Annotated in this window: 10 protein-coding genes; 5 read left to right on the forward strand and 5 right to left on the reverse strand. The window is 71.9% G+C overall.

The window, feature by feature from the left end:
* The first annotated feature begins 334 nt into the window (after positions 1 to 334).
* Complete coding sequence (locus AB0H84_RS39800) at positions 335 to 2020, forward strand: thiamine pyrophosphate-dependent enzyme (protein WP_357616691.1); 1686 nt, start codon at positions 335 to 337, stop codon at positions 2018 to 2020.
* 10 nt (positions 2021 to 2030) lie between these two features.
* A complete protein-coding gene (locus AB0H84_RS39805; protein ID WP_357616693.1) occupies positions 2031 to 3491 on the forward strand; it encodes an aldehyde dehydrogenase family protein in 1461 nt (486 codons plus the stop codon).
* Between the two features lie 108 nt (positions 3492 to 3599).
* Here the strand turns inward: AB0H84_RS39805 and AB0H84_RS39810 are convergent, their stop codons facing one another.
* Entirely contained in the window at positions 3600 to 4448 is an 849-nt protein-coding gene (locus AB0H84_RS39810) for a bifunctional methylenetetrahydrofolate dehydrogenase/methenyltetrahydrofolate cyclohydrolase (protein ID WP_357616695.1), read from the reverse strand.
* A gap of 221 nt (positions 4449 to 4669) precedes the next feature.
* Between AB0H84_RS39810 and AB0H84_RS39815 the strand changes: the two genes are divergently transcribed.
* From AB0H84_RS39815 to AB0H84_RS39825, 3 genes are read left to right on the forward strand one after another with little or no spacing between them, the layout of a single operon-like run.
* The gene (locus tag AB0H84_RS39815; protein WP_357616697.1) at positions 4670 to 8884 is read left to right on the forward strand and encodes an NEW3 domain-containing protein; all 4215 of its coding nucleotides are present in this window, start codon (positions 4670 to 4672) and stop codon (positions 8882 to 8884) included.
* The gene (locus AB0H84_RS39820; RefSeq protein WP_357616699.1) at positions 8881 to 9804 is read left to right on the forward strand and encodes a hypothetical protein; all 924 of its coding nucleotides are present in this window, start codon (positions 8881 to 8883) and stop codon (positions 9802 to 9804) included. Before AB0H84_RS39815 ends, AB0H84_RS39820 begins: the two co-directional genes overlap by 4 nt.
* Positions 9804 to 10727, forward strand: coding sequence for an ROK family protein (locus AB0H84_RS39825; protein ID WP_357616701.1), 924 nt, complete (start codon positions 9804 to 9806; stop codon positions 10725 to 10727). Before AB0H84_RS39820 ends, AB0H84_RS39825 begins: the two co-directional genes overlap by 1 nt.
* Positions 10728 to 10862: 135 nt before the next feature.
* On the opposite strand, the gene AB0H84_RS39830 is transcribed toward AB0H84_RS39825, so the two are convergent.
* The 4 genes from AB0H84_RS39830 to purN form a co-directional block, all read right to left on the reverse strand.
* Positions 10863 to 11525, reverse strand: a complete 663-nt coding sequence (locus AB0H84_RS39830; protein ID WP_357616930.1) for a DUF4097 family beta strand repeat-containing protein — start codon at positions 11523 to 11525, stop codon at positions 10863 to 10865.
* Positions 11526 to 12067: 542 nt separating this feature from the next.
* Positions 12068 to 12244 carry a hypothetical protein gene (locus tag AB0H84_RS39835; RefSeq protein WP_357616703.1) on the reverse strand — a complete coding sequence of 59 codons (177 nt, stop codon included), beginning with the start codon at positions 12242 to 12244 and terminating at the stop codon, positions 12068 to 12070.
* A gap of 313 nt (positions 12245 to 12557) precedes the next feature.
* Positions 12558 to 14096, reverse strand: a complete 1539-nt coding sequence (gene purH, locus AB0H84_RS39840; protein ID WP_357616705.1) for a bifunctional phosphoribosylaminoimidazolecarboxamide formyltransferase/IMP cyclohydrolase — start codon at positions 14094 to 14096, stop codon at positions 12558 to 12560.
* Positions 14093 to 14722 (reverse strand): phosphoribosylglycinamide formyltransferase, encoded by a 630-nt coding sequence (gene purN / locus AB0H84_RS39845; protein WP_357616707.1) that lies wholly within the window; start codon positions 14720 to 14722, stop codon positions 14093 to 14095. The genes purH and purN overlap by 4 nt, the downstream gene beginning before the upstream one ends.
* Positions 14723 to 14774: the final 52 nt, after the last annotated feature.

Raw genomic sequence — 14774 nt, forward strand, 5'->3', positions numbered from 1 at the left:
TGAAAACCCACACCACCTACAACCAAGCAACCGCATGGTCGCACCGGCAACACGACTTCGCCGCTTGACATTCCAGGTCCAGGGATGTCTGACCCCGATGCGGCTCCTCCGACCGTTCCCTTCCCGCCGACGCTTGACATGGGCGGGTGAAGGCGTAGGTTTTCCGCGGTACGGGCTGTTCGGTCATAGATATATGTGCGCATCGCGAACAATTAGGAGCCTCAAAGGTGGCCCTGCCTCCTGAACGCGACCAGCTCACGACCCTCTCGCTGCCCCGCTTCGCGGAGCTGCGCGGCCACGTCTACCGGCAGATCCAGCGGGCGAGGGGCGAGCGGTGACGACGGTCAGGGACGCCACGTTCGACGTGCTCAGGCGGTACGGGCTGACCACGGTCTTCGGCAATCCCGGCTCGACCGAGGTGACGCTGCTGACCGGCCTGCCGGACGACCTGCGTTTCGTGCTCGCCCTCCACGAGGGGTCGGTCGTGGGCATGGCCACGGGGTGGGCCATCGGGCAGGAGGCGCCCGCGCTGGCCGTCCTGCACACCACGGCGGGGCTGGGGAACGCGGTGGGTGCCATCGCCACCGCCCGGGTGAACCGGGTGCCGCTCGTGATCCTGGTCGGGCAGCAGGATCGGCGGCATCTTGCGCTGGAGCCGTTCCTGGCCGGGCGGATCCACGGGCTGGCCGGGGACTATCCGGTCTGGGTGGATCAGCCGGTGCGGGCGCAGGACGTGCCGGGGGCGGTGGCGCGGGCCTTTCACGAGGCGACGACCTTCCACGGGCCCGCGCTGGTGGTGGTGCCGATGGACGACTGGGGGGCGCCCTTCTCCGGTTCGTCCGGGGAGCCGGTGGCGGCGGCCGTTCGGGTGGTGCGGCCCGTCGCCGTCGCGGACGGCGACCTGGCGGCGCTGGTGGAGCTGCTGTCGGGGGCCCGCTCCCCGGCGATCGTCGCGGGGGCGAGGGCGGAATGGGAGTCGCTGGTCCTGCTGGCCGAGCGGCTGGGGTGTCCGGTGTTCCAGGAGTCGTTCGGCGGGCGGGCCGGGTTCCCGCAGGACCATCCGCAGTACGCCGGGGTGCTGCCGGCCGACCGGGTCCGGCTGCGGGAGGCGCTGGCCCCGCATGACGTGGTGCTGGCCGTGGGGGCGCCGGTGTTCCGGCAGTACCCGTACGCGCCCGGTCCCCTGGTGATGCCGGGGACGTCGGTCGCGGTGGTCACGGACGACCCGGCCGAGGCGCATCGGAGCCCGGCCTCCCTGGCCTACCTCGCCTCGCCGTCGGCCGTCTGCGCTCGCCTGGCCGCGCTGCTTCCCGCCCGGCCTGCGGTCGCGCGGCGTTCTGACGTACCTGACCTTTCCGCCCGGCCTGCTGTCGCGCGGCGTTCTGACGTGCCTGACCTTTCCGCCCGGCCTGCGGTCGCGCGGCGTTCTGACGTACCCGACATTCCCGGACCCCCGGCGGAAGGGCGGCCGTTGCGGGCGGCGCACGTGCTGCGGGAGCTGGCGCTGCGGCTGCCCGCCGACACCGCGCTGATCGAGGAGACCCCGTCCTCCCGCCCCGACCTGCACCGGCTCGTACCGGCCAGGAACCCGCTCGGCTTCCTGTCGGCGGCCATGGGCGGGCTGGGGTTCGCCGTGCCCGCCGCGGTCGGCCTGCGGATGGCGCTGCCCGAGCGTCCCGTGGTCGCGGTCGTGGGCGACGGGTCGGCGCTCTACGGCGTGCACGCGCTCTGGAGCGCCGCGCACTACCGGGTGGGCGCGCTGTTCGTGGTGCTCGCCAACGGCCGGTACGCGATCATGGACCGGCTGGCCGACAAGCAGGGCGGCAAGGCGCCGTGGCCGCCGTTCACCGAGGTGGACATGCGCGGCCTGGCGAGGTCGCTGGGCTGCCCGGCCAGGCGGGTGGACACGTACGACGAGCTGACGGCGGCGCTGGACGAGGTGCTGCCGACGCTCTCCACCCGCGATGAACCCCTGCTGCTCGACGTGACCGTGACCGTGGACCCGGATTTCCAGCCTTAGGAGGCTCACCATGACGTTCCTCGACCCCAAGATCTGGACGGGATCGGTCTTCGACGGCGGATGGACGGCCTCGCGGGCCGGCGACGCCCCGGTCATCGAGCCCGCGACCGGCAACGAGCTCGGCCGCGCGGGCACGGCCGGCGCCGATGACGTGGCGGCGGCGGCCGTACGGGCTCGGGAGGAGCAGCGGGCGTGGGCCGCGACGTCTTACGAGGAGCGGGCGGCGCTGCTGCGGCGGGCCGGGCGGCTGTTCGAGGAGCACGCGCAGGAGATCCAGGAGTGGATCGTCCGCGAGTCCGGCGGCGTGCCGGGGAAGGCCGGGTTCGAGACGCACGTGGCGGCGCAGGAGTGCTACGAGGCGGCGGCGCTGGCCTCGCAGCCTCTCGGCGAGGTGCTGCCGACGGCCCGCAAGCGGCTCAGCTTCGCGCGGCGGGTGCCGGTCGGGGTGGTGGGGGTGATCGCGCCGTTCAACTTCCCGCTGATTCTCGGCATCCGGTCGGTTGCTCCGGCGCTCGCGCTGGGGAACGCGGTCGTGTTCAAGCCGGACCAGCGCACGGCCGTCTGCGGCGGGTTCGCGATCGCGCGGGTCTTCGAGGAGGCCGGGCTGCCGAGCGGGCTGCTGCACGTGCTGCCCGGCGGTCCCGAGGCCGGTCAGGCGCTGGTCGCCGACCCGAACATCCCCGTGATCTCCTTCACCGGCTCCACCGCCGCCGGGCGCAGGGTCGGCGAGGCCGCGGCGCGCCTGCTCAAGCGGGTCCACCTGGAGCTGGGCGGGAACTCGGCGCTGGTCGTGTTCGACGACGCCGACCTCGGCCCGGCCGCCTCGGCGGGCGCGTGGGCGTCGTTCTTCCACCAGGGGCAGATCTGCATGACCTCGGGACGGCACCTCGTGCACGAGGCCGTGGCCGAGGAGTACATCGAGCGCCTGGCCGCCAAGGCCGCGGCCCTGCCGGTCGGCGACCCCGCCACGGGACAGGTCGCGCTCGGGCCGCTCATCGACGCCGGGCAGCGCGACCGGGTGCACCGGCTGGTCACCTCCAGCGTGGCGGCCGGAGCCCGGCTCGCGGCCGGGGGGACGTACGAGGGGCTGTTCTACCGGCCCACCGTGCTGGCGGAGGTGCCGGTGAGCGCGCCCGCGTACGCGGAGGAGGTGTTCGGGCCGGTGGCGCCGGTGACGACGTTCGCCACGCTGGAGGAGGCGGCGGCGCTGGCCGCGGAGTCCGAGTACGGGCTCTCGCTGGGCATCCTCACCCGCGACGTGATGAAGGGGCTGGCGCTGGCCGATCTGGTGCCGACGGGGATCGTGCACATCAACGACCAGACCGTGGACGACGAGGCCGTGGCGCCGTTCGGCGGGGTGGGGGCGTCGGGGACGGGGGCCCGGTTCGGCGGCACCGGGGCGAACGTGGACGCCTTCACGGAGACGCAGTGGGTCACGATGCAGGGGGACATCGCCACGTACCCGTTCTGAGCCTTTCGGCGCACGCTCCGCGGGGGCGCCGCGCGGCGCGTCAGCCGCGTGCGGAGGCGGCGGGGAGGCGGTAGCGTTCCGCCGCCCCGCGAAATCGCGCCGCGTGGCTCAGTGGAGGCGCTCGGCGGCCTCGACCACGTTGGACAGGAGCAGGGCGCGGGTCATGGGGCCGACGCCGCCCGGGTTGGGGGTGAGGAAGCCCGCGACCTCGGCCACGTCCGGCGCCACGTCACCGGCGATCTTCCCGTCCACGCGGGAGACCCCCACGTCGAGGACGGCCGCGCCGGGCTTGACCATGTCGCGGGTGATCAGGCCGGGCACGCCTGCCGCCGCCACCACGATGTCCGCCCGGCGTACGTGGCCGGCCAGGTCCTGGGTGCCGGTGTGGCAGAGGGTCACGGTGGCGTTCTCGCTGCGGCGGGTCAGCAGGAGGCCGAGCGAGCGGCCCACCGTGATGCCGCGCCCGACCACGGCAACCTCCGCGCCCTTGATCGGCACGCCGTACTCCTGAAGGAGCAGCACGATGCCGTGCGGGGTGCACGGGAGCGGGGCGTCGACCATGTGGACGAGGCGGCCCAGGTTGACCGGGTGGAGGCCGTCGGCGTCCTTGGCCGGGTCCATGCGCTCGAGCAGGGCCATCGTGTCGAGGTGCTTGGGGAGGGGGAGCTGGACGATGTAGCCGGTGCACTCGGGCGAGGCGTTGAGCTCATCGACGGCCGCCTCGACCTCGGCCTGGGTGGCGGTGGCCGGGAGGTCGACGCGGATGGAGGCGATGCCCACCTCGGCGCAGTCGCGGTGCTTGCCCGCGACGTAGATCTGGCTGCCGGGGTCGTCGCCCACCAGCACGGTGCCCAGGCCGGGCGTGATGCCGCGTTCCTTGAGCGCGGCCACCCGGGCCGTGAGGTCTGCCTTGATCTTGGCGGCGGTCGCCTTGCCGTCGAGTTTCACTGCGCTCATGCCGCAATCCTTCCATGTCCGCACGCGCCCTCGGCACGCCACCCGGCAATCGCGGAGGTGTGCGTACGCCGGCCTCCAGGGCGAAGAGTTATCCACAGACGCCAGGCAGCTGAGTCGAGTTATCCACAGGCAATCGTTGACATCGTTGTCATCGATCTTGGAAGGGCTTAGTGTTGCGGGCGCCAGCAACATGCTCAGGAGGTCCCTTGCCTTGCCGCCTGTTGTCCGCAGAGTCGACCGATCTGTTCGTGGGCTCCCACGACGTGCCCTGCCAGGTGCTGAGAGTCACCGTTGGCGAAGGAGAGCACGAGTCGTCGCTGGAGCTGCGCGGCGAAGGCGTGCGGCTGGCCGGGCCGGTGACCGTGCCCGTGGCCGCCGCCGTCCTCGAGGTGCCCCTGACCGTGTCCGCGCCGCCCGGCAGCACCGTGCCCTGCGTGCTCACGCTGGGCGAGGAGTCGCTGGAGGTCACGGTCACGGCCGAGGAGCCGGGCTGGACCATGTACATGGTGTCCCACTTCCACTACGACCCTGTGTGGTGGAACACGCAGGCGGCCTACACCAGCCCGTGGGCCCTGCTCTCCGGCGACGGCACCACCCGGCCGCTGTGGGAGCGAAACGCGTTCGCGCTGGTCGAGGCCCACCTCGAGCTGGCGCTCCGCGACCCCGACTACCGTTTCGTGCTGGCCGAGGTCGACTATCTCAAGCCGTTCTTCGACACCCACCCCGAGCGGCGGGCCGACCTGCGCGCCCTCATGGCCGAGGGCCGGGTGGAGCTGATCGGCGGCACGTACAACGAGCCCAACACCAACTTGACCGGCGCCGAGACGACGATCCGCAACCTCGTCTACGGCATCGGCTACCAGCGCGACATCCTGGGCGGCGACCCGCGCACCGCGTGGCAGCTCGACGTGTTCGGCCACGACCCGCAGTTCCCCGGCTACCTTGCGGCGGCCGGGCTGACCGGCAGCGCGTGGGCGCGAGGGCCGTTCCACCAGTGGGGCCCGATCAGCAAGAACTTCAGGCAGGCCAAGAACGACGCCGGGCTGATGCAGTTCCCCAGCGAGTTCGAGTGGATCTCGCCGTCGGGCCAGGGGGTGCTGACCCACTACATGCCCGGCCACTACTCCGCCGGCTGGTGGATGGACTCCTCGCCGTCCCTGGAGGAGGCCTGCCAGGCGGTCCATGACCTCTACCGCTCGCTCAAACCGGTGGCCGCGACCAAGAACATCCTGCTCCCGGTCGGCACCGACTACACCCCGCCCAACAAGTGGGTCACCGACATCCACCGCACCTGGGCGAGCCGCTATGTCTGGCCCAGGTTCGTCTGCGCCACTCCTCGAGACTTCCTGGACGCGGTCCGCGCCGACATGTCGTCATTCAGTCCCCAGACCCGCGACATGAACCCCGTCTACACCGGCAAGGACGTGTCGTACATCGACACCAAGCAGGCCCAGCGCGCCGCCGAGGTGGCCGCCCTGGACGCCGAGCGGCTGTCGACGTTCGCGAGCCTGCTCGGGCTCGGCCGCTACCCGCACACGGCGCTCGACAAGGTGTGGCGCCAGCTGGCCTACGGCGCGCACCACGACGCGATCACCGGCTCGGAGTCCGATCAGGTCTACATCGACCTGCTGACCGGCTGGCGAGAGGCGTACGACCTGGCCACGACCACCCGGGACAACGCCCTCCGCGCGCTGACGGGCCGGATCGGCGTGGACGCGGCGAGCGTGGTGGTGACCAACACGCTCCCCTTCGCCCGCGACGGCCTGGTCCGCGTGGCCCTGCCGGCCGGGCAGACCGTGGCCCATCCTTCGGGCGCCCATGTCCCCGCCGTCCGGGAGCACGGCACGCTGACGTTCCTGGCCCGCGACGTCCCGTCCCTGGGGTGGCGTACGTACCGGATCGTGAACGGCTCCGCCGCCACCTGGACCTCGACCGACGCCTTCGCCGCTCTCACGGCCGACGGCGCGCCGACCGCCGACCCGATCACCATCCAGAACGATCGATGGCAGGTCACGGCCGATCCCGCCCGGGGCGGCGCGCTGATCTCGATCCTCGACCGATCAACCGGCCGCGAGCTCCTCAGCGGGCCGGGCAACGAGCTCCGGCTGTACGACGAATATGCCCAGCACCCGGACATGGGCGAGGGCCCCTGGCACCTCATCCCCACGGGCCGGGTCGTGGGCTCCGCGGACACGCGCACCGCGACCGCACGCGCCGACACCAGCCCGATAGGCCGGCGCCTGACCGTCACCGGGCAGGTCGGCGAGATCGCCTACGAGCAGACCGTCACCTTGCTGACCGGCTCCGACCGGATCGAGTTCACCACCCGCGTGCTCGACCACACCGGCGCCGACCGCCTGCTCCGCGTCCGCTTCCCGGCCCGCGTCGAAGGCGCGCTGCCGGTGTCCGACGTCTCGGGCGCCGTGGTGGGGCGCGGCTTCGCGCTCCCCGACGTGGACTCGGCCGAGCACCCGTGGACGCTCGACAACCCGGCCAACACCTGGTTCGGTCTGTCCGCCACCGCGAAGGTCGACCTCGGCGAGGCGGGCGCGCGTGCGCTCGGCGTGGCCGAGGTCGTGGTGCCCACGCCGGCGGACGCTCCGGATGCCCGCGACCTGGTGGTGGCCCTGGCCCGCGTGGGCGTGACCGCCACCACGTCGTCCGCCCCGGGCACGAGGTACGGCTGGCTCGACGTCGACTCGAACCTTCCGGACGTACGCATCGTCCTGGGCGGCCCCGACACCAACCCGCTGGCCGCCGAGATCCTCTCCCGGGCGGACCCGGCCTACCTGGACGCCCTCAAATCCGGCGAGTCCCGGGTGTGGATCCCGGCCGAACACCCGCTCCCGGCGGTCTGGCAACCGAGCGCCGACCTGCGCGACGTACGCGCCCTCCCGGCCCTGATCGTCACGGGCCCGATCGCCGACCTCGTGACGGACCTGGGCGACGCGACAATCGAGGCAGTGTGTCCCCTGGGCACGGAGCACCTCGACGACCGCACGGTCGCGCTGCTCGCCTACGGCCTGCCCGGCTTCGCGGTCGACCCGTCGGGCGCGCTGCACCTGTCGTTGATGCGCTCCTGCACGGGCTGGCCGTCCGGCATCTGGCTGGACCCACCGCACCGCACGACGCCGGACGGCTCGGGCTTCCAGCTCCAGCACTGGACGCACGAGTTCTCGTACGCTCTGGTCGCCGGCGAGGGCGACTGGCGGGCCCAGCGGCTCCCTGCCAAGGCTCAGGAGCACATCACCCCCCTGCTCCCCCGCACCCTCACCGCACCCCAGAGCGGCGACCTCCCCCAGACGCACTCCCTCCTGACCCTCACCCCCGCCCGGGACGTCCTCCTGGGCACCCTCAAGGCCACCGGCAACCCGCACGCGCACGGCCGCATCACCGGGCCCGACCAAGGCGTGACGATCCGCCTGGCCGAAGCCACCGGCCTGGGCTCCACCGCGGAGATCAGCTCTCCGCTCCTCCCTCTGCACTCCCTGACGCGCTCCAACCTCCTGGAGCACCCCGGCGCCCCGGTCACGACCACGAGCCTCCATCTGACAGGCTCCGAGATCGCCACCTACTCGACCACCACAGACCGGGACACTTCGTCGGAACCCGGTCCCGTGCCTCCTGAGCTCGGCCCCACCGCAGAGCAGGCCCAGCCGGTCTTCACCCGCTACTGGCTCCACAACAAGGGCCCTGCCCCGCTCGGCTACCTGCCGATCTCTCTTACGATCAGCCCCGGCCTGGTCAACCCGTCGGACGGAGAGTCCTTCGAGGTGGACGTGGTGCTCTCCTCACATCTGACGGACGAGCCTCACGAGGGCCTGGTCACCCTCCACATCCCGGAAGGCTGGAGCGCCTCCCCGGCCCAACGTGCCTTCCGCCTCGCCCCGGGCGGCCACCTCCGCTTCCCGGTCACGGTGACCCCGTCCCGCTCTGCGAGCGCCCACCCTGCCACGGGCCTGCACTTCGTCTCCGCCCGCACCTCGGTAGGCGGCCAGCTCATCGAAGACGTCACCACAGTGGCCCTCGCCCCCACCCCCGAGCTTCCGAGCCAGGGCACAGCCGATGCCTCCACCGGGGCCCACCACGGCACCAAGTCCGCCGAGGGCCGCCCCACAGGGCTGTCCGTCTCCCCCGTCACCGACGGCCTCACTCTCCGTCCCGGCACCAGCACCTCCCTCGTCCTGAGGCTGACCAACACCACCTCCGACGAGATCCGCGGCGAGTCGCAACTCGCCTCCCCGTGGGGGACGTGGCACCTGCTCCCCGAGGTCATCCAGGGCTTCACGATCGCAGCAGGCGAAACGGTGGACGTGTCGTTCCGGGTCGAGGTCCCCGAGGACGCACCCGCAGGCCACGCCTGGGCCCTGGCCAAGGTCATGTGGTTCGGCCGCTGCCAGTACAGCCCGGCGATCCGGCTGGAGGTGACCCGATGACGACCCACGTCCACCCTCTGGAAGGCGGCCCGGCTGCAGGATGGTCGGTGGCGGTGCGGGTGCGGACGGCTGCCACTGGGGCGGCCTCGGCGCCCGGCGTCGGGGCGGTGGCCGGGTGGGTCGACGGGCGTCCGATCCCCCGCGAGCGGCTCGAACGACGCCTCGCCGACCTGCACGACGGGCCCTTCCGCGCGACGCTGCCCGTGCCAGGAAGCTCGGAGGACCGTCAACTCGCCCGGTGGCTGACCCAGGTCATCCTCACGGAGGCGCTGTGCGAAGCGCTGGCCGCGGATCTGGGACTCGATCCCGTGGAGGCCGAGCCGTTCGAGGGCGTGGCGGCCGTCGAACTGGGCTCCATCAACACCGCCGCGTACAACGGCAACCCGTGGGTGCGGGCCGTGTTCGAGCACGTCACGGCCACGGTGGAAGCCCCACAGGAATGGCGCTCCCCCGTCCGCGCCGAGCGCTCTCCGCAGTACGTCATCCGGCACCGCCTCTTCCCGGATCGCTCAAGCGCCCACCGCGCGACACCCGATGCCCTCGACTCGCTCGGCCCGGCGGCATCGCTTGACTCCCTGCCTGCGGCGATAGCCGGAGCACTGCAGCGCCATCCACACGGCACCCTGGTAGGCCCCGTACAGGATGCCTTGGGGTGGCATGTCGCAATTCTCACCCCCGTCAAAGAGGGAGGAGCCGCCCTTCGGCCACCCCCACCCGCAGGCGACGCAGTCACCTCAGCGGCGCAGGCCACCACCCTGCCCCCACAGGACCGGAGTGGAGCGACGCTGCTGCTGGATGCCGCGCGGCGGAGGGCCTTCGCGCGCTGGCTGGATGACATGCGCGCCCGCAAGATCGAACTCGTGCCCGGCCTTGAACACCCTGGCGATCCCCGCCAGCCCGACAACCACCACAAACATTGATGAACTACGTACTTGCCATTGACATCGGAGGAACCAAGCTCGCCGCCGCACTGGTGGACGAGGAGGGTTCCGTGTTGCGTTCCGGTACGCGGCCCACGCCCCGTACGGAGGTCATGTCCGCCCTGGCGGCGCTCATCGCGGAGGTGACCGAGGAAGGCCCGCCACCGGAGGCCGTCGGGATCGGCTGCGCCGGCCCGCTGGATCTGGCCGCCGGGACGGTGAGCCCAGTGAACATGCCCAGCTGGCGCGGTTTCCCCCTGCGCGAGGAGGTGCGGAAAACGACGGGACTGCCGACCGTCCTCGCGGGCGACGCGCAGTGCTTCGCGCTCGGGGAGCACTGGCTGGGGGCGGGGCGGGACAGTGCCTCGCTGCTCGGCATCGTGGTGTCCACCGGGATCGGCGGCGGGCTGGTGATCGACGGCAGGCCGCTGCTGGGGACCACCGGGAACGCCGGGCACGTCGGCCACATGTCCATCGATCCCGGCGGCGAGCGGTGCGAATGTGGCGGCCGGGGTTGCGTCGAGCGCTACTCCAGCGGCCCCAACCTCGCCCGCTGGGCCCTGGACAACGGCTGGTCGCCCTCCTCAGGCCAATCGGATGAGAAGGCGGACGCGCGAGCACTCGCCAGGGACGCCGCGGCAGGCGATCCGATCGCGGTGGCGGCGTTCGAACGCGGTGCGCGGGCGCTGGCCGGGATGATCGCCTCGACGGCGGCCGCGGTCGAGATCACCACGGTGGTCGTCGGGGGTGGCGTGTCGGCGGCGGGAAGGGTGCTGTTCGACCCGCTGGAGCGCATGCTCGACGACGTGGCAGGGCTGGCGTTCGTCCGGTCGGTACGAGTCCACCAGAGCACCCTGGGCGTGCGCGCGGCCCTGGCGGGGGCGGCCCGGTTAGCCTGGCAGCGCACGTCGGCGGCCCCATAGCGGCGTGACCGGATGGCCGCGGAATCCGGCGCGAGTGCGTTCGGAAGAGGGGAACGACAGGGTGCCCGCTGACCTGCGGGCACCCTGCTGACGCCGGATACCGTGCCGAATCTCGGTGACCGGCGAGGCTGCGGGTCACAGGCTGCGAGCGATGATGTCGCCGTTGGAGGTGGTGGCGTGGATGTCGAGTTCGGCAGTGCCGTCGTTCTTGAGCGCATTGGTGATGCGGCCGTGGCTGGTGCCGGCGTCCAGGGCAGCCGAGACTCCGGCGGCGGCGGCGATCGAGATGTCGCCGGACTGGGTGCCGAGCACGACCTTGCCGCCCGTGGCCTCGGCGATCCGGATGTCACCGCTTGCGGTGCTGATCTGCGCGGGGCCGCCCAGGCGGCCCACCTCGACGTCGCCGTCGCTCGTGGTGAGGCGCAGGCTCGCGGTCTCGTCGATCTTGATCTTGCCGTACGCGCCTTCGAAGGAGACGTCGCCGAGGCGGCCGACCGTCCGGAGTTCGGCGCCGGCCGTCCTGGCCTCGACGCGGGAGCCGGCGGGCAGCTCGACCGTCAGCTCGATGGAGCCGGACGGGCCGAAGTACTGGTTCTTCACCGGGGCCTCGATCCGCAGGACGCCGTCGGCGTACTCGACCGTGGTCTCCTCCGCCGCCTTCACATCGCGGCTCTTCGAGGCGTTCGCGGGCCGGACCTCGACCGCGGTGTCGGCCCGGTCGGCGGCGACGAACCGGACGCGCCCCGCGGGGATGTCCAGGACGGCGGAGATCGGGGCGGGGGTGGCGAACGTCTGCATCATGTGCTCCTTGTGCTGCGTTGTCGTCGATCTCGCGAGGCCCGTCCCGGCGTGGCGCTCATGGCCTGTGCATGAGCGGCACACGAGTGCCGGGGTGAGCTCGGCGTGGCCCAGTCCGCAGCCCCGAGGCCGCATCGCTGAACCCTTCATGGCATTCACCATCGCCGACCGCTCTGATACCGGGCTGTCGCCGTCCTGACGCCGCCGCTGACATAGGGAGGAAAGTAGCCGGCCCGGGTCTCGACCCCGTGGCCATGTGGTGCAGACAGTCGATGCCGTGTTACTTGGCCCTGGGCACGATGAGCAGCTCGACTTCCTTGTCGATGGTCGCTCGCGCGCAAGGTCCAGCGCGCCGCGGCATGGGAGTGGGCCTTCGATCCGGCCATCCAGGGTGAGTGGGTCGAGGCCGACATCGCTGGACCGGAGCAGCAGCTCGTCGAGCTCGTCCGCCCGTACAGCTCGGCCTGCCGCCGCTGCTCGCCCTCCGCGAGCGCTGTCTATGCCGGGCCGGCGGGCTCCGCTGAGGGGGCCGGCCGCATAAGTTACTCGCGCTCGAGTGCCTGGGCCTCGCGGCGCTCGATGATCCGGCGGGTGAACGGGATGACCTCGACGGCACGGCTGCCGAGATAGGCACCGATGAAGGCGAGCACCAGGAGCACGACGGGGCTGGTGGCGAAGCCGTTCATGGTGACGAACGCCTGCAGGATCAGCTCGAGCAAGGGGGACTCCGTGGGGATCAGCAAGATGGGGGAGCATCAGGCTAACCGCATCTCGCGAATGCTCGGCCCCAAAACCGGACATGGCACGCCCCGGGATGCCCCGCGTGCGGCGGCCCGAGTCCACGCCGTCGGGCCACCCGGCCTCAGGCGGCGGGCGGCCCGAGCGTCCCCGTGACGGGCGGCCCGACCGCCCCCCATAACCGCCACGCGGCCCTCGGACCTGGTCCCATGTGGTGGGTGGTTCGAGGGCGGCGTGACAGCGGTCCGAGCACGCGCGTAGGGGCGGTCCGGGTGTCCTCTGACGGGTACAGGGTCAGTGGAAGAAGTGGCGGGTGCCGGTGAAGTAGAGAGTGACCCCGGCCTTCTCCGCGGCCTCGATGACGAGCTCGTCCCGGATCGAGCCGCCGGGCTCCACGATGAAGCGTACGCCGGCGTCGATCAGCACCTGCGCCCCGTCCGGGAACGGGAAGTACGCGTCCGAGGCCGCGACCGCCCCGGCCGCGCGGTCCCCCGCCCTCGCGACCGCCAGGCGGCACGAGTCCACCCGGTTGACCTGGCCCATGCCCACGCCCACGGTCGCCCCGTCGCTGGCCAGCAGGATGGCGTTGGACTTCACCGAGCGGCAGGCGCGCCAGGCGAACTCCAGGTCGGCCAGCTGCTCGGGCGACGCGGGCGCGCCGGTCTTGAGCTCCCACTGCGCGGCTGAGTCGCCGGTCGCGTCCACCTTGTCCACGGTCTGCGCCAGGAGCCCGCCGTCGATCTCGCGGAACTCCGTCGTCCGCGACGGCCCCTCCGGGCAGCGCAGCAGGCGCAGGCTCTTCTTGCCCCGCAGCACCTCCAGCGCCTCCTCCTCGTAGGAGGGCGCGATGACGACCTCGGTGAAGATGTCGAAGATCTGCCTGGCCAGCTCGGCCGTGACCGAGCGGTTGACGGCGATCACCCCGCCGTACGCCGACACGGGGTCGCACGCGTGCGCCTTGCGGTGCGCCTCGGCCACGTCGGCGCCGATCGCGATGCCGCACGGGTTCTGGTGCTTGATGATGGCCACGCACGGCTCGGCGAAGTCCCAGGCGGCCCGCCACGCGGCGTCGGAGTCGAGGTAGTTGTTGTACGACATCTCCTTGCCGTGCAGCTGCTCGGCGTTGGCCAGGCCGTCCGCGCGACCCACGTAGAGCGCGGCGCTCTGGTGCGGGTTCTCGCCGTAGCGCAGCGTCGCCTTGCGCTCATAGGCGGCCCCCGTGAACTCGGGGAACTCGCCGTCCCCGTGCGTCCGCGCGAACCAGTTGGCCACCGCCACGTCGTACGAGGCCGTGTGCGCGTAGGCGATGCCCGCCAGCCGCTTGCGATCGGTCAGCGTGAAGCCGCCCTCGGCGAGCGCGTCGCGCACGTCGCCGTAGAAGGTGGGGTCGACCACGACGGCGCAGGTGTTGTGGTTCTTCGCGGCGCCGCGGATCATGGCGGGCCCGCCGATGTCGATCTGCTCGACGCACTCCTCGTCGGACGCGCCGGAGGCCACCGTCTCCTGGAACGGATAGAGGTTCACCACGACGAGCTGGAACGGATCGATCTCCAGCTCCTCCAGCTGCGCCACGTGATTGGGCTTGGTGACGTCGGCCAGCAGTCCGGCGTGCACGCGCGGGTGGAGCGTCTTGACCCGCCCGTCCAGGCACTCCGGGAACCCGGTGAGCTGCTCGACCTTGGTCACCGGGATCCCGTACGACGAGATCGCGGCGGCCGTGCCACCGGTCGAGACGATCTCCACCCCTGCGCCGTCGAGGGCCCTGGCCAGCTCCTCGAGCCCGGACTTGTCGTAAACAGCGATCAGCGCGCGCCGGATGGCGATGCGAGTCACGTGGATTCCCCTCCTGTTTCGTTGCCGATGCGGACGATGCGTCCGCTGACCGTCCAGCCCTCGCGGACCATCCGGCCGACGATGTCGACGAGCAGGCGCCGTTCGACGGTCTTGATGCGTTCGTGCAGGACCGCCTCGTCGTCGTCCGGGAGCACGGGCACCGCCTCCTGGGCGATGATCGGCCCGCTGTCGACGCCCTCGTCGGCCAGCATCACCGTGCAGCCGGTCACCTTGACCCCGTGGGCCAGCGCGTCCCGTACGCCGTGCGCGCCGGGGAACGACGGCAGCAGCGCCGGGTGGGTGTTCAGCACGGGAAAGGCATCCAAGGTCGGCGGACCCAGAATTTTCATGAAGCCCGCCGAAACCACCAGGTCAGGCTCGTACTCGGCGATCCTGGCGGCAATGGCGGCATCCCATTCCGCCCTTGTCGCGTAATCGCCCAATTTTTCGACAAAAGTTGGTACGTTCGCCCTGGCCGCCCTGGTCAGCCCCTCGATCCCATCCCTGTCGGCGCCGACCGCGACCACGCGAGCACCGTAAGACGGGTCGGCGGAAGCGTCCAGCAGGGCCTGTAGGTTGGTTCCAGAGCCGGAGACGAGGACGACGAGCCGCCCAGCCTTAGACACGCACACTCCAAAAAGGAAACAGGGTGGGGCTGACAGGGTATCTGTTCCTCGC

Source organism: Nonomuraea sp. NPDC050786, from assembly GCF_040654115.1.
Taxonomy (GTDB): Bacteria; Actinomycetota; Actinomycetes; order Streptosporangiales; family Streptosporangiaceae; genus Nonomuraea.

What these genes read in the sequence shown, in the direction of transcription:
- AB0H84_RS39805 (WP_357616693.1), top strand. Translation starts at nt 2,031, where the DNA reads ATGACGTTCCTCGACCCCAAGATCTGGACGGGATCGGTCTTCGACGGC.
- AB0H84_RS39810 (WP_357616695.1), bottom strand. Translation starts at nt 4,448, where the DNA reads ATGAGCGCAGTGAAACTCGACGGCAAGGCGACCGCCGCCAAGATCAAG.
- AB0H84_RS39820 (WP_357616699.1), top strand. Translation starts at nt 8,881, where the DNA reads ATGACGACCCACGTCCACCCTCTGGAAGGCGGCCCGGCTGCAGGATGG.
- AB0H84_RS39825 (WP_357616701.1), top strand. Translation starts at nt 9,804, where the DNA reads ATGAACTACGTACTTGCCATTGACATCGGAGGAACCAAGCTCGCCGCC.
- AB0H84_RS39830 (WP_357616930.1), bottom strand. Translation starts at nt 11,525, where the DNA reads ATGCAGACGTTCGCCACCCCCGCCCCGATCTCCGCCGTCCTGGACATC.